The 21,622-nt window shown below is 71.8% G+C and carries 21 protein-coding genes; 8 read left to right on the top strand and 13 right to left on the bottom strand.

Annotation, left to right across the window (positions count from 1 at the left end; all coding sequences use genetic code 11):
• The first annotated feature begins 5 nt into the window (after positions 1-5).
• From A3CQ_RS57100 to A3CQ_RS0105000, 3 genes are all read left to right on the top strand, one after another.
• Entirely contained in the window at positions 6-908 is a 903-nt protein-coding gene (locus A3CQ_RS57100; protein ID WP_020509817.1) for a hypothetical protein, read from the top strand.
• A 104-nt stretch (positions 909-1,012) separates the two neighbouring features.
• Positions 1,013-1,663, top strand: coding sequence for a hypothetical protein (locus A3CQ_RS0105005; RefSeq protein ID WP_020509816.1), 651 nt, complete (start codon positions 1,013-1,015; stop codon positions 1,661-1,663).
• A gap of 241 nt (positions 1,664-1,904) precedes the next feature.
• Positions 1,905-2,378, top strand: coding sequence for a Crp/Fnr family transcriptional regulator (locus A3CQ_RS0105000; protein ID WP_020509815.1), 474 nt, complete (start codon positions 1,905-1,907; stop codon positions 2,376-2,378).
• A gap of 101 nt (positions 2,379-2,479) precedes the next feature.
• On the opposite strand, the gene A3CQ_RS0104995 is transcribed toward A3CQ_RS0105000, so the two are convergent.
• From A3CQ_RS0104995 to A3CQ_RS0104985, 3 genes are all read right to left on the bottom strand, one after another.
• Positions 2,480-3,070: a DoxX family membrane protein gene (locus A3CQ_RS0104995; RefSeq protein WP_020509814.1), complete on the bottom strand. Its 591-nt coding sequence runs from the start codon at positions 3,068-3,070 to the stop codon at positions 2,480-2,482.
• A gap of 135 nt (positions 3,071-3,205) precedes the next feature.
• Positions 3,206-3,889, bottom strand: coding sequence for a 3'-5' exonuclease (locus tag A3CQ_RS0104990; RefSeq protein ID WP_211216455.1), 684 nt, complete (start codon positions 3,887-3,889; stop codon positions 3,206-3,208).
• Positions 3,886-5,706 carry a putative nucleotidyltransferase substrate binding domain-containing protein gene (locus tag A3CQ_RS0104985; RefSeq protein WP_020509812.1) on the bottom strand — a complete coding sequence of 607 codons (1,821 nt, stop codon included), beginning with the start codon at positions 5,704-5,706 and terminating at the stop codon, positions 3,886-3,888. The genes A3CQ_RS0104990 and A3CQ_RS0104985 overlap by 4 nt, the downstream gene beginning before the upstream one ends.
• Positions 5,707-6,196: 490 nt before the next feature.
• Between A3CQ_RS0104985 and gap the strand changes: the two genes are divergently transcribed.
• From gap to A3CQ_RS0104970, 3 genes are read left to right on the top strand one after another with little or no spacing between them, the layout of a single operon-like run.
• Positions 6,197-7,210, top strand: coding sequence for a type I glyceraldehyde-3-phosphate dehydrogenase (gene gap, locus A3CQ_RS0104980; protein ID WP_020509811.1), 1,014 nt, complete (start codon positions 6,197-6,199; stop codon positions 7,208-7,210).
• A gap of 4 nt (positions 7,211-7,214) precedes the next feature.
• Positions 7,215-7,826 (top strand): CBS domain-containing protein, encoded by a 612-nt coding sequence (locus A3CQ_RS0104975; RefSeq protein WP_020509810.1) that lies wholly within the window; start codon positions 7,215-7,217, stop codon positions 7,824-7,826.
• Positions 7,823-8,206, top strand: coding sequence for a hypothetical protein (locus A3CQ_RS0104970; RefSeq protein ID WP_020509809.1), 384 nt, complete (start codon positions 7,823-7,825; stop codon positions 8,204-8,206). Before A3CQ_RS0104975 ends, A3CQ_RS0104970 begins: the two co-directional genes overlap by 4 nt.
• Before the next feature lie 171 nt (positions 8,207-8,377).
• Here the strand turns inward: A3CQ_RS0104970 and A3CQ_RS61995 are convergent, their stop codons facing one another.
• The 4 genes from A3CQ_RS61995 to A3CQ_RS62530 form a co-directional block, all read right to left on the bottom strand.
• The gene (locus A3CQ_RS61995) at positions 8,378-8,743 is read right to left on the bottom strand and encodes a GNAT family N-acetyltransferase (protein ID WP_084698915.1); all 366 of its coding nucleotides are present in this window, start codon (positions 8,741-8,743) and stop codon (positions 8,378-8,380) included.
• Positions 8,744-8,945: 202 nt separating this feature from the next.
• Positions 8,946-9,809 carry a universal stress protein gene (locus tag A3CQ_RS0104955; RefSeq protein WP_020509807.1) on the bottom strand — a complete coding sequence of 288 codons (864 nt, stop codon included), beginning with the start codon at positions 9,807-9,809 and terminating at the stop codon, positions 8,946-8,948.
• A gap of 93 nt (positions 9,810-9,902) precedes the next feature.
• Entirely contained in the window at positions 9,903-12,383 is a 2,481-nt protein-coding gene (locus tag A3CQ_RS0104950; RefSeq protein ID WP_020509806.1) for a cation-translocating P-type ATPase, read from the bottom strand.
• A gap of 2 nt (positions 12,384-12,385) precedes the next feature.
• Complete coding sequence (locus tag A3CQ_RS62530; protein WP_020509805.1) at positions 12,386-12,637, bottom strand: SHOCT domain-containing protein; 252 nt, start codon at positions 12,635-12,637, stop codon at positions 12,386-12,388.
• Between the two features lie 167 nt (positions 12,638-12,804).
• Between A3CQ_RS62530 and A3CQ_RS51555 the strand changes: the two genes are divergently transcribed.
• Positions 12,805-13,719 (top strand): universal stress protein, encoded by a 915-nt coding sequence (locus tag A3CQ_RS51555; protein WP_084698913.1) that lies wholly within the window; start codon positions 12,805-12,807, stop codon positions 13,717-13,719.
• Positions 13,720-14,129: 410 nt separating this feature from the next.
• On the opposite strand, the gene A3CQ_RS0104935 is transcribed toward A3CQ_RS51555, so the two are convergent.
• Positions 14,130-15,119, bottom strand: a complete 990-nt coding sequence (locus A3CQ_RS0104935) for an Acg family FMN-binding oxidoreductase (RefSeq protein ID WP_020509803.1) — start codon at positions 15,117-15,119, stop codon at positions 14,130-14,132.
• A 102-nt stretch (positions 15,120-15,221) separates the two neighbouring features.
• A complete protein-coding gene (locus A3CQ_RS0104930) occupies positions 15,222-16,847 on the bottom strand; it encodes a GAF domain-containing sensor histidine kinase (protein ID WP_020509802.1) in 1,626 nt (541 codons plus the stop codon).
• 162 nt (positions 16,848-17,009) lie between these two features.
• Here A3CQ_RS0104930 and A3CQ_RS0104925 point away from each other — a divergent pair, with 162 nt between their 5' ends.
• Positions 17,010-17,654, top strand: a complete 645-nt coding sequence (locus tag A3CQ_RS0104925; protein ID WP_020509801.1) for a response regulator — start codon at positions 17,010-17,012, stop codon at positions 17,652-17,654.
• A gap of 18 nt (positions 17,655-17,672) precedes the next feature.
• Here the strand turns inward: A3CQ_RS0104925 and A3CQ_RS0104920 are convergent, their stop codons facing one another.
• From A3CQ_RS0104920 to A3CQ_RS0104905, 4 genes are all read right to left on the bottom strand, one after another.
• Complete coding sequence (locus A3CQ_RS0104920; RefSeq protein ID WP_020509800.1) at positions 17,673-18,161, bottom strand: FMN-binding protein; 489 nt, start codon at positions 18,159-18,161, stop codon at positions 17,673-17,675.
• A gap of 21 nt (positions 18,162-18,182) precedes the next feature.
• Entirely contained in the window at positions 18,183-19,496 is a 1,314-nt protein-coding gene (locus A3CQ_RS0104915; protein ID WP_020509799.1) for a ferric reductase-like transmembrane domain-containing protein, read from the bottom strand.
• 252 nt (positions 19,497-19,748) lie between these two features.
• Positions 19,749-20,960, bottom strand: coding sequence for a sensor histidine kinase (locus A3CQ_RS0104910; RefSeq protein WP_020509798.1), 1,212 nt, complete (start codon positions 20,958-20,960; stop codon positions 19,749-19,751).
• On the bottom strand, positions 20,957-21,616 hold the full coding sequence (locus A3CQ_RS0104905) for a response regulator transcription factor (protein ID WP_026205317.1): 660 nt from the start codon (positions 21,614-21,616) through the stop codon (positions 20,957-20,959). Before A3CQ_RS0104905 ends, A3CQ_RS0104910 begins: the two co-directional genes overlap by 4 nt.
• Positions 21,617-21,622 lie beyond the last annotated feature (6 nt).

Here is a 21,622-nt window from a genome sequence, read left to right as displayed (position 1 = left end):
GCTCGTTGCGAATCACACATGTCTACGACTGGGAGTGGCGCGAGGCCCGCTACGACTCCAGCGGCGTCTATCTGGACGACACGCGCCGGCACGCCGAAGGCATCACCGCAGCCGCTTCGTACGAGGCCCGCGTGGCGGGCGGTGAGCTGGAGATCAAGGACGACCCGGTGATCGGCCATCCGGCCGCGCAGCTGCTCGCGGACGCCGAGACCGGCCGTGGTGGCTTTGCCAGCCTGCTGCCGGGCTCGGTGAGCCGGCGGGTGGCAACTCACGCCCCGTGTCAGTGGCAGGGCGCCGCCAAACTCGACGAGCCGGACGGCCCGGCGGACCGGTGCTTCCGGCCCTGCCGAGCGCCGGAAGCTACCGGTATGCCTGGGGAGAAGAGGGGGTGCCCCATGTCCATCTCAACCCAGCACCAAGGCGGCCGTACGGTCCGCCGACCGACCACACAGGACGTCTGGCGTGCGCTGGCGCACGTGTCGTTCGCGGTGCTCAGCCACGTCACACCGGCGGGAACGCCACGGTCCAGCGGTGTCGTCTACGCCGTGTCCGGTGGTCGTATGTTCGTGGTGGTCAGCAAATACAGCTGGAAGGCCCGGCACATCGCCGCCGACGGCAACGTGGCGGTGACGGTGCCGATCCGTCGCGGCGGCATCATGTCGCTGTTGGTGCCGATCCCGCCGGCGACCGTGAGTTTCCCGGCCGTCGCCGTCGTGCGTCCGCCGGCTGTTCTGGGCGGCCTTCCCCGCCTGGCGGGTCTTGCCCCTGACGAGCGCCGTACCGAGAGCTTGGTCCTTGAGATCCGTCCGACCGGGCATTTCGTGACGTACGGCCTCGGCGTGCCGTTGCTGCGGATGCGAGACCCCGCCGCGTCCCGGGCTCGTGTCCCGATCGGCCCGGCGCGGTGAGACGACCGTGACGGTGACCCGTCCCGCCCGGTCGCGCCGACCGTCCTGTCGGTGGGGTCCAAGGGCCTCTACCGGACAGGCCCGGTGCGAGGCAGCGTCAAGACATGAGAACAGCAGCCTGGAAGGGAATCGGCGGCGTCGTCCTGGTAGCGGCGTCCGCTACGGCGGCCTACTCGCCGCCCGCGCGTCGGTGGTGCCTGGGTTACGGCGCCACCGACGAGGAGGTCGCCGGGCCTCTGCCCGGTGACGAACTGCTGCCGCACCCGGACCTGCAGTCCACCCGTGCCATCACCATCGAGGCCGCGCCGGCGACGGTCTGGCCATGGCTCGTGCAGATGGGCAGCGGGCGCGGCGGCGCGTACACCTATGACTGGATCGAGAACCTGCTCGGCCTGGACATGCACAGCGCCGACGACATCGTGCCGGAGCTCCAGCACCTCGCCGTCGGCGACGTCCTGCCGCTCGGTCCCACCGGACCGGGCATGCGGGTGGAGATCTGCGATCCGGAGCACACGCTCGCGTTCCGCTCCACCAACGGCGACTGGGTCTGGATCTTCCACCTGTCCAGCTACTGGTTGGGGACTCGGCTGGTCAGCCGGAACCGCATCGCGACCACCCGGACGAGCCGCATGCAGCGACTCGCGAGCCGGCTGGTCGTCGAACCGGGCAGCCTGGTCATGGAGCGGCGCATGCTGCTCGGCATCAAGGAACGCGCCGAGTGGAGTGCGCCCGGTGCCGAAACACTTCTCGTCTGACCACCGCAGTACGGAACGTGCCGCCGGCCGACGTACGGGCGGCCAAGCCCGACGCCACCGAGGACGATGAGGCCGATCGCGATCAGGCCGAGCACGATGCCGGCCGTGAGCAGTCCACCGCCGAGATCGGCCAGACGGGGCATCTGGACGCCGCCGCAGGCGTCGACGGGGACGCCGCGCGTGCCGTCGGCGTTCGCCACGACCACGGCGTCCCTGGCCTCGAGGTGAGGGAGGCAGGACCATGTTGTCGGTCTTCGATCTGCTTGTATTGCACCCGGTCGTCGCGGACCTGCCGGCCGGCTGGCTGCACCGGCTCGCCCTGCACGCCCGGCCGGTTTGCCACTTCGCCGGTTACCGGCTGTTCCGCGAGGACGCGCCGGCCGATCGGTTCTGGCTCGTGCATTCCGGTGCCGTCGCGATCGACCTGCACGTGCCGGGCCGCGGCGACATCGTCGTCGAGGAACTCGCGCCCGGTTCGGCGGTCGGGTGGTCCTGGCTGCTGCCGCCGTATCGCCGCCGCTTCGGGGCGATCGTCGTCGGCGACATCCGGGCGGTCGAGCTTGATGCCGCCCAGGTCCGCTCGCTGGTGGCGGAGGATGCGGAGCTGGGGCGTGAGCTGGAGAACCGCTTCCTGGCCGTGGTCGCCGACCGGCTGCAGGCTGCCCGGAACCGGCTCGTCGACCTTTACGCGTACCCGCCGGACCGGAGCCTTTAGTCAGTGCCCGAGGTGCGTCGGCGGCTCACGGACCCGGCGACCGGCCGGCACCGCGGGCATGCCGCCCGGCTTGTCGGCCGGGCGGCAACTGTCCGCAGTGTTCAGATGAGCCAGCGGTTCTTCTGGACGAGGGGGAGGGAGGCCCACCATTTGCCGAGTCCCCAGGTGTGTCCGGCGTAGGTGAGGGCCAGCACGATGCCGGTGACGGCGTAGATGAAGTGGTAGTCGGTGATCGGGTTCGTCGAGCCGCTCGGGGCGCCCTTCGCGCCGGTCTTGTCGAGGGGGAACTCGGCGAGCCACATGAGGGCCATCATCGCGACGGCGGCGCCGGCGGCGATGCGCATGCCGATGCCGAGGACGAAGGCGAGGCCGATGCCGAGCAGGCCGAGCATGAACAGCCAGTTGGCCCAGGGGTCGCCGGCGATGTTGTGGAAGAAGGTCTGCAGCCATCCGGGGCCGACCTCGACGCTGGAGAGGAAGCCCTTGGTGGGGGAGCCGCCGTTGATCCAGGCGCGGGCCGAGGGGGTGGCGAAGCCCCAGCCGAAGGTCTTGTCGAAGAACGCCCACAGGAACACGAAGCCTGTGGAGATGCGCAGTACGGCGAGCGCGCGGGCGGCGCCGTGGGTCAGCATGGAGCCGGGCGCCTCAACCTTCTCGAGGTGGGCGGCGGTGTCCCGGCCGGTGGTGGTCATGGTGTCCTCCTCAATCGATGTCCTTGCCTTTGACACTGCCCGCCACCCCTTCCTCGCGCTTGAGCCCGATTGCTCGACCGGCCGGGACCAAAGTCCCGACTCTGACCCGGCGCCGTCCGCGGCACGAACGGTCCTTCAGGCCGTGCGGCGATCGAGGCTGTGGTGCCGGGAGATGGCGTACAGCTGTCGCAGTGTGAGTGGACGCGGGTTGCTCCCGGTGTGCCCTCGTTCCAGCCGCGTGGCGAGGGCGAGGAAGACTTGGGCGGTCGTGAACGAGTCGCCGAGAGCGTGATGCGGCGTGTGGACGGGAAGTCCCAGCCGGCGGGAGGCCGTCTCGAGATCCGGCTCGCGGGCGGCGCTGACATCCGCCAGCCGGCAGGCTCGCAGCAGGGCGGCGGTGTCGAGCACTGCCCGTCCCAGAGACATCCCGCGCGGGCGTAACGCCCGGTTGAGGAACGCGCGCTCGATCCAGGCCGCGTGCGCCACCACCACCCGGTTGGTGAGCAGACCGACGAGGTCGTCCACCGCCTCGTCGATGGTGGGCGCGTCGACCAGATCGGCGGAGCGCAGCCCGTGGACGGTCAAGGCCGCGACAGAAACAGGGCGGGCGGGACGCACGAGCCCGTACGCCGAGCGGCCGCAGGAGATACGCGCCTCGGCCACGATCGCCGCGCCGTAGGCGACGATCTCGTCGCGGCCAAGGTTGAGGCCGGTGGTCTCCAGATCGATGACGCAGTACTCCGCCGCGCGCCAGGGGGTACGTGGGTGCGGCGTGGGCAGCGGCGCGCGGCGCCGGAACATCGTCCGGGCCGATCTCATCGGTCGAGTCGCCTCCACCAGTCCCGGTCCACCCGGGTCTGGACGAGGGCGATGGCGCGGAACGACTCGCGCAGGTGCCGGCGCGTGAGGGTGTCGAGTTCGCGGGGCATGAAGTACGTCGTGGGCGTCGTACCGCCGCGGACGGCGCGCAGTTCGTGCCGCAGCAGCATCGCGTAGACATTTTCGAACCCGCCGGCCAGAGTGTCGGCCTCGTCCTGGCTGAGAAGGCCGCTCCGGGCGCCACGGCGCAACCGGTCGATCGTCGTGCCCCGGGCATCGCCGCTGACTATGGCGATCCACCGTGCCAGCGCCACCACCGGGGCCAGCCCACCACTCTTGAGATCCAATTGACCGCGATGTTCACCGCCGTGGGCGACCACGAAATCCCGGACGAATCCAGTGGGCGGGCGCCAGCCCAAGGCCTCGTCCAGCAGCGCCCTCAGGAACTGGTTGCTGCGAGTGTGTGTCCGGATCTGCTCGGTCAGCGCGCGGCCGAGCGGCACGTTCGTCAAGGGACGGCTGTCGGCGACCATCGCCGACAGCAGCAGGGCATTCTCCTGGGTGGGGTCGTGCTGCCAGCCGCGGGCGGCGGCGATCCAGCCGGACCGGGACCGGCTGAAGACGGGACTGTGGGCGTTCGCGCCCTTCGCGCACAAGGCCAACCCGCATCGTTGTAGGTCGCGAAGCACCTCCCAGGCCTCCTTGCGGATCATTGCGGCCGGGTCCGGCTCCGACTCCGGCGGATCGGCCCAGACCAGGGCGGTGTCGATGTCCGACATCGGCAGCGGCTCTTGCCGCGCAAGCGAGCCGAGCAGGACCCACGAATGCTCCACGGCGCCCAGCGCCGGACTGTGGCGCAGGCTCAGCACCCGCCGGAGGACAGCGTCGACGATGGCGGCATGCACCGCACCGATGTGAGCGGCGGACACACCGTTGTCGAACAACTCGACGAGTGTGGCCGGCAGCAACCGTGCCGCCTCCGCCAGTTGGTCGATCGATGTGGCGCCCTCGATCGCCGAACGGATCAGCAGCGGGTCGCGAACGTCGGCCTGGGCAAGATCGACCACTCGCACCACGCCGACCGGACGCCCGGACCGGTCGCACACGACGAGGTGATGGACACCGTGCTCCACCATGCGCAGCAACGCGGCAGCCTGGGTGGCGTCCTCGCGGATGGTCAGGGCGGGCACCGTCGCCACCCGCGCGGCGGGCGCGTCGACGCCGACCCGCCCGGTGGCCACACGGAGGCGGAAATCGTGGTCGGTGATGATGCCGAGGCCGGTAGCCGTCGATACCAGCGCGCAGGAGGCACCGGCGGCACTGATCCGGTCGGCGGCATCGCGAACACTGTCGAGCTCGGCGCACCGGACGACCGGGCGCATCAAGTCGGCGAGTCGCCGGTCGCCCCGCAGCACAGCGCCGTCCGCAAGCGCTCCGCGGCGGGTGGCTGCTTCCACCGCGGTGAACCGCAACCTCTCGGGATTGGCGAGGAACGCACGCGGATCGGGAATGCGCAGGCACAGGCTCTCCTCATCGGCGCGCACCAGCAGCCGCGGTGGCAGACCCGACAGCAGCCAGAGATGCCCGAACATGTCACCCACACCGAGCAGGTCGACGACCTGCCCACGATCCAGCACCACCAACGCGCCGGTGCGGACCACCCACAAGTGGTCGATCCGCGTCTCGTCCTCGGCAACGACCACAGCCCCGGCGGCGAAGTACTCGACCTCCACGTGCCGCACCAGCCGCACCAGATCGTCGGCGTCGAGCCCGTCGAAGGGCGGCTGGCCACCGAGGAAGTCGGCGAACTCCTTCATCGCCCTTCGCCTCCCCACCTTCGAGATCGGTCGCACGGCTGGGGCATCGGCATTTCGCTCGGGCTAGGTTCCGAGCGGTTCGGGTAGTGGGGCACGAGGGCCTTGCTGGGGCCGCCGCCGGATACGACGCGTGCACGTGCACTCAACGCGAGTCATGACGCCTCCCGCATCTTCCTGGATCGTCCGCCCGATCTACCCCAAATGATCAACCAGTCGAGTTGAGCCTCACCAGGGTCCTTCGGCCTGCGGATTGCCGTCGTTGCTGCCGGGCCGGGGCGCCGACACGACTACGACGTTGTGGAGGCCCGGTCTTCGGTACCGCGGCGCTGAGCCCTTTCCGGCTGTCCCTCCCGCTGCCACTCCCGTTGATCGTCCGGGGTGGACGAGGCGTACCGATAGCGGTCCCGTTCTGCCGGGACCTTCGACTCTGCCCCGCGGGCCCGGGCGACGGAAGGCTGAGAGGGAGGAGAACCACTGTGGGAGGACCATCATGACCTATCGAGTCGCGATCAACGGTTTCGGCCGGATCGGCCGCCTCTACCTCCGCCGCCTGCTGGCCAAGGACATGGCCAACGCGGGCCTTCAGGTGGTGGCGATCAATGACCTGTACGACACGGGGACGCTCGCGCACCTGTTCGAGTACGACTCGACCTTCGGCCGGGTGGACGCCGAGGTGGCCTACGACGGCGAGACGCTCAACGTCGGCTGGCACAGCATCCCGACGTTCGCCGAGCGCCGGCCCGACGTGCTGCCCTGGGGTGACCTGGGCGTCGACCTGGTCATCGAGTCCACCGGCAAGCTGCGCTCGCGGGACGACGCCGCGCTGCATCTGAAGGCGGGCGCGGGCCGGGTGCTGATCTCGGCGCCCGGTAAGAACGTCGACGCGACCCTGGTCCCGGGGGTCAACGCGGACACGTACGACCCGGTGCGGCACCAGATCGTCTCGGCCGCGTCCTGCACGACCAACTGCGTCGCGCCGCTGGCGAAGGTGCTGCACGACGCGTTCGGCATCGAGCACGGGTACCTGACGACTGTGCACGCGTACACGAACGACCAGAACGTGCTGGACGCGCCGCACAAGGACCCGCGCCGGGCCCGCGCCGCGGGCGTGAACATCATCCCGACCAGCACCGGCGCGGCGAAGGCCGTGGGCCTGGTGCTGCCCGAACTGGCCGGCCGGCTGGACGGCGTCGCGCTGCGGGTGCCGGTGGTGGACGGCTCGATCAGCGACCTGACCCTGCAGCTGACGACGGAGGTCACCGCCGATCAGGTGAACGAGGCGGTCGCGGCCGCGTCCGCCGACGGGCCGCTGGCCGGGATCATCCGGTACGCCGACGCGCCGCTGGTATCCACCGACATCGTGGGCGACCCGGCGTCCTGCGTGTTCGACGCGCGGCTCACCCAGGCGTCGGGCCGGTTGGTGAAGGTGTTCGGCTGGTACGACAACGAGTGGGGCTACACCAACCGCCTCGTCGATCTGACGAAGCAGATGGCGCGGAGGTGACGTCATGCGGGCCAAGGACATCATGAGCAGCCCGGTGCACACCGTGACGCAGACCGCGACGGTGGAAAGCGCCGCCGAGCTGATCACCGCTCACAAGGTGACAGCGCTGCCGGTGGTGGACACCGCCGGCCGGCTGGTCGGGATGGTGAGCGAGAGTGACCTGCTCTGGCATCGCGTGCCCGCCGACCCCACCGCGCGCCTGCGTCGGCTGCCCGACACCGACCCGGCCAACCGGCCCGGCATGATCGTCGAGATCATGTCGCCGTACCCGGTCGCCGCTCGCCCCGACGATGACGTCGCCGAGGTGGCCGAGCGGATGCTGGAGCACGACGTACGCAGCATGCCGGTGCTCGAGGACGGCACGGTCGTCGGCATCATCAGCCGCCGCGACATCCTGCGCGCCATGGTGCGCGGCGACGACGTGCTCACCGCCGAGGTGCAGCACAGGCTCGACGAGTACGCGGGCAGCCACCGCTGGACGGCGGTCGTCGAGGGCGGCGTCGCCCACGTCACCGGTGAGTTCGACGACGACACCGAACAGGGCATCGCCGCCGTGCTGGCCCGCACTGTCCCCGGCGTCGCCGCCGTCGACGTCGGCCCGAGCCGGCCGGCATGACCACCAGGCCGGATGCGGGACGGCCCGGCACGTCCGGGCCGGTCCTGGCCGGTATCCTGAGCATGGCCTCCGCCGAGGATGTCCTGCGGCAGGCGTTCGACGAGGCGCAGATTCGTTCGGTTTCTCTCCTGGTGTTGTTCGCCGGCCTGCGCCCCGGCGACGAGGCCGACCTGTCCGACCTGGTGACACGGTGGGCCGGGAAACATCCCGACGTGCCGGTCTCTGTCACCGTCCGTAACGCGGTGGACCCGGCGATCGCCATGACCGCCGCCACTCGATGCTGCTGCCTGGCCGTGCTGGCCCGGCCCGCCGACGCCCGTGCGACCGCAGTGGTGCGCGCGGTGGCACGGCGGGCCGGATGCCCCTTGACGACTGCCTGACCTGTGGCCTGGGAGAAGCCCCCGGGCCGGTCGCTCTGTCAGGCCTTGGCCTCGTGCACGATCGCGATGTCGCACGCGGCGTGGCGGAGCATGTGCTGGGACACGGATCCGAGCAGCATGCCGCGACCAGGTCATCGAACGGCTGCCGCTCCTGGGGCGTGACGGTCCGGGTCACCATCGGCGTCTCCGCCACGGGCCCGCCACCGGCTTCCAGGCGCGGATCACCCGCAGCGGCACGCCGCGGGCGGAGGCCTGGTCGGCCGCGAACGCGAGAGCCTTACGAGTGGACATGGTTGCTCCGTCCGGGCGACTCCGGCGCGCAGCAGGGGATCCGGCTCGGCGCCGACCGGCGCGAGCCGCAGCTTGGCGTCCACCGCGACCACTCCTTCCGGGCCGGCCAGGACCGGGTTGAGGTCGACGAGCGCGCGCGGCCAGGTGCTCGAGCAGCAGGGTGCCGATCCCGCGTCCCCGGTGGGCATCGGCGACGAACAGCGAGAACTCGGCACGGCCAGGTGCCGGTCGGACTCCGGCTGACACAGCCGGTCCACCTCGGCGGCGATAGTGCCACTGCCGGGCATGGCGAAGAACCGCAGGCGCAGGCTGTCCGGTGTCGCGTCACCGTAGAGCCGCGCAAGCGCTCGGCGATCGGTGGGCCGGACCGGCCGGATCGTGATGATCCCGCCGTCCACGGCCAGCGCGTCGGCGCTGTCCGCGTCGTAGGCGTGCTCCGCGGTGGTGGTCATCGCGCGGCCTCGCCCCGGACGATCAGCACCGGGCAGGCGGCGTGGTGCAGCAGCTGCAGGCCGACGGATCCGAGCACGGTGCCGCCGACCGCGCCGTGCCCCCGGGAGCCGACGACCACGAGCCGGTACTTCCTGGAACTCAGGATGAGGGCCGAGGCGGCGGTGTCGTGGGTGAGGACAGTCGCGGTACGTACGCCTGGGTATTTGTCGTGCCATGGCGCCAGCTGGTCCTCGATCCGGCGCAGCTTGGCCGCCCGGTCCTCCGGCGACAGGAGATCGGCTCGGCGCACGTCGGCCAGCCAGGGCGGGATCGCCGGGGCGAGCGAGCGCAGGATGATCAGGTCGCATCCCTGGACGGCCGCTTCGTCGAAGGCCGCGCCGAGCACCTGGTCGGCGGCCGGCGAGTCGTCGACTCCGGCGATGACCGGACCGCCGGGAACGTCGTGTCCGTGCACGACGACGACCGGGCAAGGAGAGTGCGCGGCCATCCGGTGGCTGACCGAGCCGAGCCGCAGGCCGGTGAACCCGCCGCGGCCCCGGCCGCCCACCACCAGTAGCTCGGCGCCGCGGGCCGCTTCCAGCAGTTGGGGCGTGGCCTGCCCGATGAGCGCTTCGGTCTCGATGCCGACGTCCGGCGCGCACTCGCGCGCCCGGTCGTATGCCTCGGCCAGCAGACCCTCCGCGAGATGGCGGCTGACGTCGACGTATTCGTTGCCGATGTCGAATCGGGACTCGTGCCAGTCCCAGTCGAACGCGTGCACGATCCGCAACGGCGTGTGCCGCCGTTGCGCCTCGATGGCGGCCCATTCCACGGCCGCCATGCTCCAGTCGGTCCCGTCGGTGGCCGCGAGAATGGTCATGACAGTCTCCCTTCGATCTCCTTCGATCGTCGGGCGGAGCGGTCCGGGGCGGCAGGGTGGCAGGTCCCGACCGGACAGGCCGGAAGTCCCGCCTCAGGCGCGTCCGTGCCGCAGCAGGCGCAGCGCGAGGCCGGGCAGGACGGCGACCGCGGCGCAGGCGAGCAACTCGGCCGCAGTCAGTGGCTCGGTGCCGAGCAGGACACGCAGCGGCTCGGTGAGCACACCCGCGATCTGCAGAATTCCCGAGAACGCGACGGCGGCGAGCAGCGACCAGTTGCGGTGGGCGGCGGGCGCGGCCTTGGCGCGTACGGCGAGGGCGACCCCGAGCTGCGCGAGGCCCAGCGTTACGAACATGACCGACTGCCACGGTCGTCCGGCCTGATGCGCGACGAACCCGGCGGCCAGCACCACGGACGCCACCGCCGCCCCGCCCAGCAGGACGCTCACCAGCAGCCCGTCGCCGAGCACGGACTCCTGCGGCGAGCGTGGTGGCCGATCCAGGACGTCGGCCTCGGCGGGTTCGGCGCCCATCGCGACGCCGGGGACGCCGTGGGTGAGCAGGTTGATCCAGAGCAGCTGGCCGGGCAGGAGTGCCAGGGGCATGCCCAGCAGCGGTCCGACGAGCATCACCAGCAGCTCGGCGATGCCGCCGGAGAGCGCGTAGCGCAGGAACCGGCGGATGTTGTCGTAGATGCGCCGGCCTTCGCCGATCGCGTCGGCGACGGTGCCGAGGTTGTCGTCGACCAGGACGAGTTCGGCGGCCTGCCGGGCGACTTCGGTGCCGCCGCCCATGGCCACCCCGATGTCGGCGCGGCGCAGGGCGGGTGCGTCGTTGACGCCGTCGCCGGTCATCGCCACGACCTCGCCCCGCTGCTGGAGGGCGGCCACGATGTCGAGCTTGCGTTCGGGCTGGGTGCGGGCGAAGACCCGGGCGTGCTCGATTTCCTGGTCGGTGAGGGGGCCGTCGTCGCCGCGGGCGACGACGTCGCCGGGCCCGAGGATTCCCAGCTTGGTGCCGATGCTTGCGGCGGTCGCGGGGTGATCTCCGGTGATCATCAGCAGCCGTACGCCGGAGCGCGTGAACGCGGCGGCAGTGAGCGCCGCGGCCGGCCGCAGCGGGTCGCCGATGCCGACCAGGCCCACCGCTCGGGTCGTTACCGTGGGGTCGGGCTCGTCGGTGACCGCGGTCGCGATGGCCAGCACCCGCAGGCCGTCGGCGGCCATTTCCCGCGCCGCGGCGACCAGGGCGGGGTCGTCGGCGGAGTCGAGCATGGCCTCCGGCGCGCCCTTGGCCACGACCAGGTATTCGCCGGTGCCGAGCCGGTGCACGGTGGACATGCGCAGGGTGGCGTGGTCGAAGGGTTGTTCGGCGATCCGGGGGGCCCTGGCCCGTTCGGTCGCCGGGTCGAGGCCGCAGCGGGCCGCGAACGCGACGAGGGCGGCCTCCATCGGGTCGCCGGCCGCGCCCCACTCTCCGTCGCCGGACGGAGGCACCAGGCCGGCGTCGTTGCACAGCAGGCCGGCCAGCGCCAGCCGTCGCAGTTGGTCGTCGTGGTCGGACGGGCGAATCGTGCCGGCGGGTGCGTAGCCGGTGCCCTCGATCGTGTACCGGTCGCCGGTCGCGGTGACGGCGCGCTGGACGGACATCCGGTTCTCGGTGAGGGTGCCGGTCTTGTCGGCGGCGATCACGGTCACCGAGCCGAGCGTCTCGACCGCGTGCAGCCGGCGCGGAATCGCCCGGGTGCGTGCCATCCGGCGGGCCCCGAGCGCCAGGGCCAGGGTCACGACCGCCGGCAGGCTCTCCGGCACGGCCGCCACCACCAGGCTGACCGCGGTGATCGCCATCCGGGCGACCGGCTGGCCGGCCAGTACACCCAGCGCGAAGACGACCGCGGAGACGGCGACCGCGGCGATGCCCAGAGCCCGGCCCAGGGCGGACAGCCGGCGCTGCAGCGGGGTCGGGCCCGGCTTGGTGCGGGCCACCAGGTCGGTGATCCGGCCGAGGGAGCTGGCGGCGCCGGTCTGTGTCACGATGCCCGCCGCCCGGCCGGTGGTGAGTACGGTGCCGGAGCCGGCCGGCTTGCCCGCCGACCGGGGCACCGGCACCGACTCGCCGGTCAACGAGGACTCGTCGAACGTGGCCCGCTCGGCGACGGTCAGCTCCAGGTCGGCCGGCACGACATCGCCGGCTTCCAGGCGTACGAGATCGCCTTTGACCAGCGACGCGGCCGGAACCACCAGATCCTGGCCGTCACGCACCACCCGCGCCGACGGCGCGGCGAGATCGTCGAGCGCGGCGATCGCCGCGTCGGCGCGCACCTCCTGAACCACGCCGATCACCGTGTTCACGACCACGACGAACACGATGATCGCGGTGTCCGCGAGGTCGCCGAGCAGGGTAGTCACCACGGCGGCGGCCAGCAGCAGGGCGACCAGGGGGTCGGCCAGTTGACGACCGATCCTCGCGGCGAGGTGGCGGCGCGGGGGCGCGGCGACGGTATTGGGCCCGTCGGCGGCGAGGCGCGCGGCGGCCTCCGCCGAGCTCAGGCCGGCGGGGGCGGTGATGGTGGGCACGGCTACCGCCGGGTGGCGCGTAGCGTGCGCAGGCGTTGTTCGTAGTCCTCCGCGTCGATCTCGCCGCGGGCCAGCCGGTCGGCCAGCACCCGCTCGGCCTCCGGCTCCGGCTCCGGCCGCGAGGAAGCGGCGGGCGGCCGGTGCAGCTGGGCGACCAGGAGGCCCGTGGCGAGCAGCAGTAGCGGCAGCGCAACGGCGAAGACGATGAGCGGCCACGCGGCGCTCATGCCGTATCCGTATCCGTGGTACATCATGGCTGCGTCCCTTCCGTGGGTCCGCAACCATCGTCCGGCGCGAGGACGCCGCCCCAGCAGGGCCAAAGGCCGGGCGCGCGAAGGACCTAGGTCCCATGACCAACGGCCCGGCCCGACCGGTCTCCCGACCGTGCCGGGCCGCTCCGTGCCACGCCTAGCCTGCGACCATGGGCAACGAAGCACCGACACCGCAGAGTCGCGCCGTCGTCGTCGGAGTGGACGGTTCACGCAGCACTCCCGCCACCGTCGATCTGGCGGTGGCCGAGGCGGCACGCTCCGGAGCGTCCTTGCTGATCGTGCACGTGTGGCCCGGCCGATATCGCGGTGTCTTCCGGAGCAGGAACCTGGTGCCCTCCCGGACCGACGGCTCGCGGCTGCTGGAGCTCATGGCGCGGCGAGCGGAACTCGCCGGGCCGAGCCTTTCGATCAGCACCGAGCTGCTGGACGGCGGTGCCGCGACCGTGCTCACCGGATGCTCCTCCCGGGCACTGCTACTCGTCGTGGGCCACCGCGACGATCCCGTCACCCGGCCGGCGTGGGGATCGACCGCGGCTTACCTGGCGCACCACAGCGAATGCCCGCTGCTGGTAAACCGCGGCACCGGCCACAACGGTCCGGTCGTCGTGGCGTCGTCGGCCCAGCGGTCGGGGACGGCGACGCTCGGCTACGCATTCGCCGAGGCCGCGCTCCTGGGAACCCGTTTGGTGGCGGTGCACATGTGGGCTCGTCCCGGCGCCGCCTACGGTTCCGCACCCGTCATCGCGAAGGGTGGATACGCCACCGAGCGCCGAGAGGCCGAAGCCCGGCTGGCCGAAGCTCTGAGCGACTGGTCGGAGCGCTTCCCGGAGGTGGCCGTCGAGCGGTTGGTGGTGTCCGATCTGGACCTGGCATGCACCATCGATCGAGCGTCCCGTCGGGGGCGGCTGCTGGTCACCGGGATCGGCCGGCACGGGCGCTTCGCCGAGTTGCTGTACGGCTCGGCCGGAGCCGGGCCGGTCGGCCTGCGGCCGGCGACCTGCCCGGTAGCGCTGGTTCCGGCCGGATGGCCGGTCCTGGACGTGGCGCACCTCGGAACGCACTGACACCGGCCGGATTCCGTCCGGCCGGTGCCCTTTGCTTCCTCACACCAGGTGTGTCGCCGCCGAACATGGATTCGTAGACGATCAGCGCCTTCACGGCTTTGCCTCCGTTCACGGTGTCGGGTACTTGGCGAGGATCTGGCAGCTGGTCAACCAGGCGCAGCGACTCGTCGTGCTCGCGCTGCCAGACGTTGCGGGACCTCGCCCGCGTAGTCCCAGTAGAACTTCTCGGCCAGGCCGATCTGGATCGCGGTGCAGCCGGGCTCGTTTGCCCGCGCTCAGCCCACACTGGGCCAGCCGTAGCCGCGCGCTCATGGTGGTCTCCCTCCTCTTCCTTCACCGTGCGCGCGGGCGTGATGGGGCGGTCAGGGTCACCGGTCCCGTGGTAGGTGGCCGTTCGGCAGGTGAATCATTCAGACCAGGACTTCGGCCACGGCCCGTCGCCGGGTCGGATGTCCCGGTGTGTCGCCGTATCCGAACCGCAGCACGATCTGGGGGTGACCGGACCGGCCCAGCGCGCGGCGCAGTTGCTCGCGGGCCGCCGGCACCTCGATCGGCTGGCTGATCATCGAAGTGTCCAGGCCTTTGGCGGTGGCGGTGAGCAACACCTTCTGCATGGCCTGGCCGGCGGTGGTCTGGTCGGCGGGCTGATTCCCGGGCACCCCGAGCACGCCGACGAGCGGCTCCGCGTCATAGTCCCGGCCGGGAACGCGGCGCCGATCGGCGAACAGCCGTTGCGGCAGGAGATCCTGCGACTCGGCGAGCGGCGCGCCGGCTTGCACCGGGACGCCGTCGGGCGCCTCGTCGGCGTGGGTCCAGGTGGTGAGCTCGGCCTGGTAGCGGAGGTCACGCCGGAGGACACGGTCGGCGCTGTGGGCGATCTCGCTGATCGCGGTGAGGGCCGTGGCGCCGACCAGCAGGTCGAGCCAGGCCGACTCGCTGCGGGCGCCCTCGAGCAGGGCAATTCGCGCTTCGGCCGGAACCGGAGCGGGCCAGAACGGTCCGCGGTTGCTGTATCGGCGCGCGATGGCGGCGTGCAATTCCGACTCGGCGTAGGTCGGCGGGCGCCGGACACCCGGCGTCAGCCGGGCGACCAGGTCACGATCGGCGGGATCCGGATGCAGATCCACGACCGCGGGCCGGCCGGCGACGGCGAGCGCCAGCCGGGCGTTGTACGTGGCGGCGCCGCAAGCCATACGGGCTGCCCAACCGGCCCGATCGGCGGCGAGCCGCCGGTCAGGGTCGACGCGGATCTCGATGGCCCCGTCCCGCAACCCGAACAACCACGGCTGGCTGTTGTGCAGCGACGGCGCCCGAATCGCCGCCTCGGCGGCTCGAAGCAGAGCAGGCTCGTCGTAGACCGCTGTGGCGATGCCGTTCGGCATCGTGATCGAGGGTTGCATGACGCACCTCACGGGGTCGGTCAAGCGATGACGGTGCTGACGTCGCTTGTCCCACCACGGTGCCGGTTGACAGCGGTGCCCGATCAGGGGCGAAAGTCCCCTTCACCCGGCGAGCGGCACCCGCCACGTGATCGCGGTGCCGCCTTTTGGCCCCGTCCCGAGCTCGAAGGTCCCACCCAGGTCGTGGGCGCGCTCGGCCATGTTGACGACGCCGCCGCGGGCCCGGCCGGGGTCGGCGCCGACGCCGTCGTCCTCGACGAGCAGCACGACCTCGGCGGAGGTTACCCGCACGGTGACCCGAGCGCCGGCGGCGTGGGCGTGCCGGGCAATGTTGGACAGCGCCTCGCGCAGCACGGCCATCAGCTCGGGCACCATGTCGTCGGGGATGGCGCTGTCCACCGGGCCGACGGTGTCGAGCACCGGCCGGAAGCCGAGTGCCGTGGCGGCAGCATCGACAGCATCGTGCAGCTCGCCGCGCAGCGAGGGGCCGGTCGGGCCGCGCAATTCGAAGATCGAACGGCGGATGTCCCGGATGGTGGCGTCCAGGTCGTCGACGGCGCCGTTGATCCGCCTGGCCGCGTCCGGCCGTGCCGCCTGCATGGCCGCACCCTGCAGCTGCATGCCGGTCGCGAACAGGCGCTGAATGACCACGTCGTGCAGATCGCGGGCGATGCGCTCGCGATCCTCGAGCACGGCGAGGTGCTGGCGCTCCACCTGCGCCCGGGCCCGTTCCAGGGCCAGCGCGGCCTGGCCCGCGAAGGTGGACAGCAGGACGGCGTCCTCGTCGCCGGCGGGGCGATCGGTCGGCTGGGTGACGATCAGGACGCCCTGAAGAACATCCGACGCGGCCAGCGGGGCGGCGAGCGCCGGACTCTCGGGCACCGGGCCCGGCCATTCGGCAACCGCTCGCAAGTTCTCCACCACCCGGTACTTCTCCTGTCCGAACTCGGCGGCGGCGGCCCGGTCGACAGCGACGAGCCGGCCGACCAGCTCGCCGCTGGCCGGATCGTCGCCATCGGCGACGTCGATCGTGTAGCGGCTGTTCTCCTCGTCGTAGAGCATCACCAGCACCAGCTCGGCGCCCGAGACCTCGCGGGCGCGGCGGGCGATCAGCCGCAATGCCTCGGTGAGCCGGACCGTGCCGAGCAGCACACCGGTGATCTCGGCGGTGGCGGCGAGCCAGCTCTCGCGGCGCCGGGCGATCGCATAGAGGCGGGCGTTGTCGATGGCGACGCCGGCCGCGGCGGCCAGGGCCACGACGATCTCCTCGTCGTCCTCGCTGAACTCGGCGGCGCCCTGTTTCTCGGACAGATAGAGGTTGCCGAAGATCTGCTCGCGGATGCGGACGGGGACGCCGAGGAAGCTGTGCATCGGCGGGTGGTGCGGCGGGAAGCCGTACGAGTTGGGGTGCTTACGGATGTCGGGCAGGCGCACCGGCTGGGGGTCGGTGATCAGCAGGCCGAGCACGCCGCGGCCGTGCGGCAGGTCGCCGATCNGNGCGTGNNTCGCGNNNTCNATGCCNTGNGTGATGAAGTCGNNCAGCTCGGTGCGGTCGGCGCNNATNANGCCNAGCGCGCCGTANNNGGCGNCGGCNAGCGCGCAGGCGGCCTCGACGATGCGTTGCAGGGTGCTGCGCAGGTCGAGGTCGGTGCCGATGCCGACGACCGCGTCCAGGAGCGCCCGCAGCCGCTCACGACTGGCCATGACGTCGCCGACCCGGTCGAGCATCTCTTGGAGCAACTCGTCGAGCCGGATTCTGGACAGCGGGCGAAGGCCCAGGAAAGGAGGTTCGGGCTGCTCGGCCACGACATTGAGCGTAGTCCCGCGTCACCGAACGAAGCGGGACCTTCGGCCCTTCGAGTCGGGCCGATGACACGGTAGAAATGAGGAATGATCCGAGTTTTCCTGCTCGACGACCACGAGGTGGTCCGCCGCGGCCTGGTCGACCTGCTGCAGGCGGCCGGCGACATCGAGGTCGTGGGTGAGTCCGGGTCCGCGCAGGAGGCGACGCGCCGCATTCCGGCCTTCCGGCCGGATGTGGCAATTCTCGACGCCCGGCTGCCCGACGGCAATGGCATCGACGTCTGCCGGGACGTGCGCGCGATCGACTCGACAATCAAAGGCCTCATCCTCACCTCGTACGAGGATGACGAGGCGCTCTTTGCCGCGATCATGGCCGGTGCGAGTGGCTACGTGCTGAAACAGATCCGCGGCACCGATCTGGTCGATGCGGTACGCCGGGTCGCCGGGGGGCAGTCGCTGCTCGATCCCGCGGTCACCAAGCGGGTGCTCGAGCGGATCCGCAACGGGGTGGAGCAGCCGCAGGAGCTGGCCGGGCTGACCGATCAGGAGCGGCGGATCCTCGAGTTCATCGCCGAGGGCCTGACCAACCGGGAGATCGCCGGCCGCATGTTCCTGGCGGAGAAGACGGTGAAGAACTACGTCTCCAGCCTGCTCGCCAAGCTCGGCCTGGAGCGGCGTACCCAGGCCGCCGTCCTGGCCACCCGCCTGCTCGGCGAGCACACGCACGGTTGAGGACGACCGTGGCGGCGGTCATGCCAGGTGGGCGGCGTCGAGGGCGGCCTGGAGGGACTCCAGGTAACCGTCGCTGGTGACGGTGGCGCCTGAGACGGCGTCGATGCTCGCGCCCTGCGCCTGGAGGGTCTCCTGCCGGAGGATCGGTAGCGCGTATGCGTTGATCTCCTGGTCCCGGCCGTTTCCGTTGGGATAGACCGGGACCTGCACATCGGTGATCTTGCCGTTGGTGACGGTGATGGTCACTTGGACGTCGCCCCAGCGGGTCGAGGCGACGGAGCCCGTGTAGGTCTTGGTGCCGGAGGACGATCCGGAACGGGACGCGCTCGGGCTGGGCGTCGCGCCGGAGGCCGGGTGGGAGCTCGGGCCGGGCGTGGGGGTGGCGGTGCCGGGTGCCGTCGCCGTTGCCGCGGCTGCGACGGCACCGCCGTTGGTGCTGGTGCGGTAGCTGAACAGCAGCACTATCGCGGCGACAGTGGACATCAGCCACAGGGTGATCCGGCGCATCTGCTTTCCTGCCCTCCTTCGTTACCAGGCGAACAGTTCGGTGTGCAGGTTCTCGGGGCGGACGCCGGCGTCGCGGGCCGCGGTGCGGGCGGCCTCGGCCCAGGCTTCGGGGCCACAGACGTAGACCTGCGAGCCACTGATTCCGGGAACCAGCTGCCGCAGGGCGTCCGCGTCGGTGCGATCGGCGTACCGGGCGGGCAGCCACGACGGTCGAGCCGCACGTTGCCCGAGGAGAAAGATGACGCGTACGCCGCGGCGGGCGGCGAACCACTCGAGCTCCTCGCGGAAGGCGAGCTCGGCCTCGTTGCGGGCGCGGTAGATCAGGGTGGCCTGGCCCGGGGCGTACGGCAGTTCCCCGAGCAGCGCCAGCAGTGGGGTGATGCCGATGCCGCAGGCGAGCAGGGTCACCGGGCCGCCGGTGTAGGTCTCGCCGGTCAGCTTGCCGTAGGGCCCTTCGATCAGAGCCTTCGTGCCGGACCGCAGCGTGGCCACGCGGGAACTGCCGTCGCCGAGGTCCTTCACCGTGATCCGCAGCCCGCGCCCGTGTGGCATGGCCGACAGCGAGTAGGGATGGGCGCGCGACCAGCCCGGCCCGTCGAGGAATCGCCAGTGGAAGAACTGGCCGGCGCGCACCGGAAGCCGGTCGAGACGCCGGCCGGTCAGGTAGACCGAGGTGAGCCCGGGTCCCTCCCAGGCCACGCGCTCGACGACGAGGCGGTGGCGCAGATTGCGCCAGACCGGCAGCCCGATCCGGTACGCGATGACGGCGCCGGCCGACATCGCGTAGAGCGTCCACCAGTACACGGTCGCCGTGGTGGAACCGATGAAGTCGGTGCCGGTCCACAGCTGGTGCGGCAGAGCCAGCCCGACGCCGGCGTACGCGTACAGGTGAAGGAGGTGCCACGATTCGTAGCGCAGCTTGCGCCGGGCCGCCCTGATCGAGGTGACCACGACCATGACCAGCGCGAGGGTGCCGGCGGTGGCCAGCAGCATGCCGGGGTACGTCCAGACCATGTCCCACAGCTCGGCGAACGCGTTGGCGTGGGCCGCACCCGCGTAGCCGAGAGTGATCAGCACGACGTGCGCGATCATCAGCCAGAACGAGGTGAAGCCGGTCCACCGGTGCCAGCGAGCCAGCCGGTCCTGCCCGAACGCCCGCTCGACCAGCGGGATCCGGGCCATCAACAGCACCTGGAGCAACAGCAGGTCGGACGCCCACAAACCGGTGAGGCGCCCGATCGCGGAGAGCGCGTCGGCGCCTCCACCAGTGAGCTGCTGGGCCCCGCCGTTGTGCACCCAGAGGGCGGTCACGATCAGCATTGTCAGCCCGGCCACCAGTCCACCCAGATCCGCCCACCACCGCGGCGTCACCCGTGGGGACGTGCGACGCGCCGGAGCCGGCGGCGGGGCCGAGTGACGGGAGGGGGCCGTGACGGACATGCCATCACCATCGGTCACGGTTCTGTGCGACAAAGGTCTGATCCCTATGGATTGGCTGTGTGGTCTCTGTCGATGCCGGCCGGCGCCGTGGCGCCGGCTCGCTTCCCAGGGCAAGTCTGGGCGGCGGAAATGGGAGACCTCGAAGATTCAGGCCAGGGCCGCCGGAAGCCGGATCGTGAAGACGGCCCCGCCGTCCGGTGCGGCGGCGGCCTCGATCGTGCCGCCGTGACCGGTGATCACCTCGCGGGCGAGCGCGAGGCCGAGTCCGAAGCGCCGGTGGTCGTCGTGGCCGCGCGCGAAGCGGTCGAAGAGGCGCTCGGCGTCGCCCGGCGCGAACCCCGTGCCGTCGTCCCGCACGACCAGCTGAACCCTGGCCGGTCCGTCGAGCCGGTGGAGCTCGATGGTGACATACCCGCCCTTCCGGGTGTGGCTGAGGGCGTTGTCCACCAGGGCGGTCAGGACACGACGTAGAGCGGCTTCCCGGCCGTACACGATCGAGGGTTGGTCGGGGTCGGCGCGAACCTCGAGGTCGATGTCCTGGGATCGCGCTCGCTCCTCGAAGCCGCCCACGACGCTGTCGGCGACCACGCCGAGATCGACCTCCACCGCCGCTTCGGACCGGCTTGTGAGATGGGTGGAAAGCAGCAGATCGTCGACGATCTCACCGAGCTGCCGGGTGCCGGCGACGAGGCGGCCGACGTCGGACGCGAGGTCGGGGGCGCCGGCGCCGGTCCGCAGGTCCTTCTCGATCAGCTGGGCGCGGGTGTGCAACTGGGCGATCGGGGTGCGCAGCTCGTGGCTCGCGTCGGCGACGAAGCGGCGCTGGCGGGCCAGGGCGTCGCCGAGCGGTGCGGTGGCCCGGCCGGCGAGCAGGCGGCCGGTCAGCGCCGCCGCGGCCAGCCCGAGCAACTCGGCCGCGGCGAGCGCGGCCAGCAGGCGCCGGGTCTGCGCCTGCTGGGCGGCGAGACTGCCGACGACCTGAACGGTCACGGCGCCGCGCCGGCGGGTGACCACGAGATGGCCACCGGTCTCCGTCTCCTCGGCGGGGCCACCGGCGCGGACCCGGTCGAGGGCCGCGCGGTCGGGGAAGCCCGGCGGGGCGTCCTCGGTGGCGGTCAGCCGTCCGGCGGCGTCCAGCCGGAAGATCCAGCTCCCGGCGGGCGGATCGACGACGTCCTCCTCGGTGGCCGCGGTCTGCCGGATCGAGACGGCGAGGGCGGAGCGCTCCTCCCGGTACACGACGAGCAGGGCGACGGCGCCGACAAAGACCAGGATGAGGGCGATCGCGACCGTGTTGCGGACGGCCAGCGTGCGGCGGGCGCGGCGTAGCAGCTCCTGGTCGGCGTCGGGGCGGCTCATAGCCGGCCGAGCCGGTAGCCGCTGCCGCGTACGGTGTCGATCACGCCAGGGCCGAGCTTGCGGCGGAGGTAGTGCACGTAGGTGTCGGCCAGGGTTTCGGTGGTGGACTCGGGGAAGACGCCGGCGACGATCTCGCGGCGGCTGAACACGCGGGCCGGGCTCGCGGCGAGCAGGCGCAGCAGGTCGCTCTCCCGGCCGGAGAGCGTGACCGGCGGGCCGTCCTCGGTGGTGACCGTGCGGGTGATCAGGTCGAACTCGGCCTCACCGATCGGCAGGGCGTGACCGGCGGGCGCGCCGCGGTGACGCAACAGCACGCGGACGCGGGCCATGAGCTCCTCCAGCTCGAACGGTTTGACCAGGTAGTCCTCGGCGCCGCCGTCCAGCCCGGCGACCCGGTCGGCGACGGTGCCGAGCGCGGTGAGGATGAGCGCGGGCGCCCGCACGCCCCTGCGCCGCAACCGGGCGAGCAGGTCGAGGCCCTCGATGGCGGGCAGGCCACGATCGATGATCAGCACGTCGTAGCCACGGGTGAGGGCGCGGTGCAGCCCGGCCTGGCCGTCCCGGGCCAGATCGGCGGTGAATCCGGCGCCGGCGAACGCACGCACGAGGAGGTCGCCCAGCTCTCCGTCGTCCTCGACGATCAGTACGCGGGTCACGGTCCC

Source organism: Paractinoplanes globisporus DSM 43857 (assembly GCF_000379645.1).
Lineage (GTDB): Bacteria > Actinomycetota > Actinomycetes > Mycobacteriales > Micromonosporaceae > Actinoplanes > Actinoplanes globisporus.
The sequence above is the reverse complement of the archived record's forward strand: the minus strand, read 5'-3'. Positions and strand labels throughout refer to the sequence as shown.

Coding starts and splice junctions, on each gene's coding strand:
- A3CQ_RS0105005 (WP_020509816.1), top strand. CDS start 1,013: ATGAGAACAGCAGCCTGGAAGGGAATCGGCGGCGTCGTCCTGGTAGCG.
- A3CQ_RS0105000 (WP_020509815.1), top strand. CDS start 1,905: ATGTTGTCGGTCTTCGATCTGCTTGTATTGCACCCGGTCGTCGCGGAC.
- A3CQ_RS0104995 (WP_020509814.1), bottom strand. CDS start 3,070: ATGACCACCACCGGCCGGGACACCGCCGCCCACCTCGAGAAGGTTGAG.
- A3CQ_RS0104990 (WP_211216455.1), bottom strand. CDS start 3,889: ATGAGATCGGCCCGGACGATGTTCCGGCGCCGCGCGCCGCTGCCCACG.
- A3CQ_RS0104985 (WP_020509812.1), bottom strand. CDS start 5,706: ATGAAGGAGTTCGCCGACTTCCTCGGTGGCCAGCCGCCCTTCGACGGG.
- gap (WP_020509811.1), top strand. CDS start 6,197: ATGACCTATCGAGTCGCGATCAACGGTTTCGGCCGGATCGGCCGCCTC.
- A3CQ_RS0104975 (WP_020509810.1), top strand. CDS start 7,215: ATGCGGGCCAAGGACATCATGAGCAGCCCGGTGCACACCGTGACGCAG.
- A3CQ_RS0104970 (WP_020509809.1), top strand. CDS start 7,823: ATGACCACCAGGCCGGATGCGGGACGGCCCGGCACGTCCGGGCCGGTC.
- A3CQ_RS0104955 (WP_020509807.1), bottom strand. CDS start 9,809: ATGACCATTCTCGCGGCCACCGACGGGACCGACTGGAGCATGGCGGCC.
- A3CQ_RS62530 (WP_020509805.1), bottom strand. CDS start 12,637: ATGATGTACCACGGATACGGATACGGCATGAGCGCCGCGTGGCCGCTC.
- A3CQ_RS51555 (WP_084698913.1), top strand. CDS start 12,805: ATGGGCAACGAAGCACCGACACCGCAGAGTCGCGCCGTCGTCGTCGGA.
- A3CQ_RS0104935 (WP_020509803.1), bottom strand. CDS start 15,119: ATGCAACCCTCGATCACGATGCCGAACGGCATCGCCACAGCGGTCTAC.
- A3CQ_RS0104925 (WP_020509801.1), top strand. CDS start 17,010: ATGATCCGAGTTTTCCTGCTCGACGACCACGAGGTGGTCCGCCGCGGC.
- A3CQ_RS0104920 (WP_020509800.1), bottom strand. CDS start 18,161: ATGCGCCGGATCACCCTGTGGCTGATGTCCACTGTCGCCGCGATAGTG.
- A3CQ_RS0104910 (WP_020509798.1), bottom strand. CDS start 20,960: ATGAGCCGCCCCGACGCCGACCAGGAGCTGCTACGCCGCGCCCGCCGC.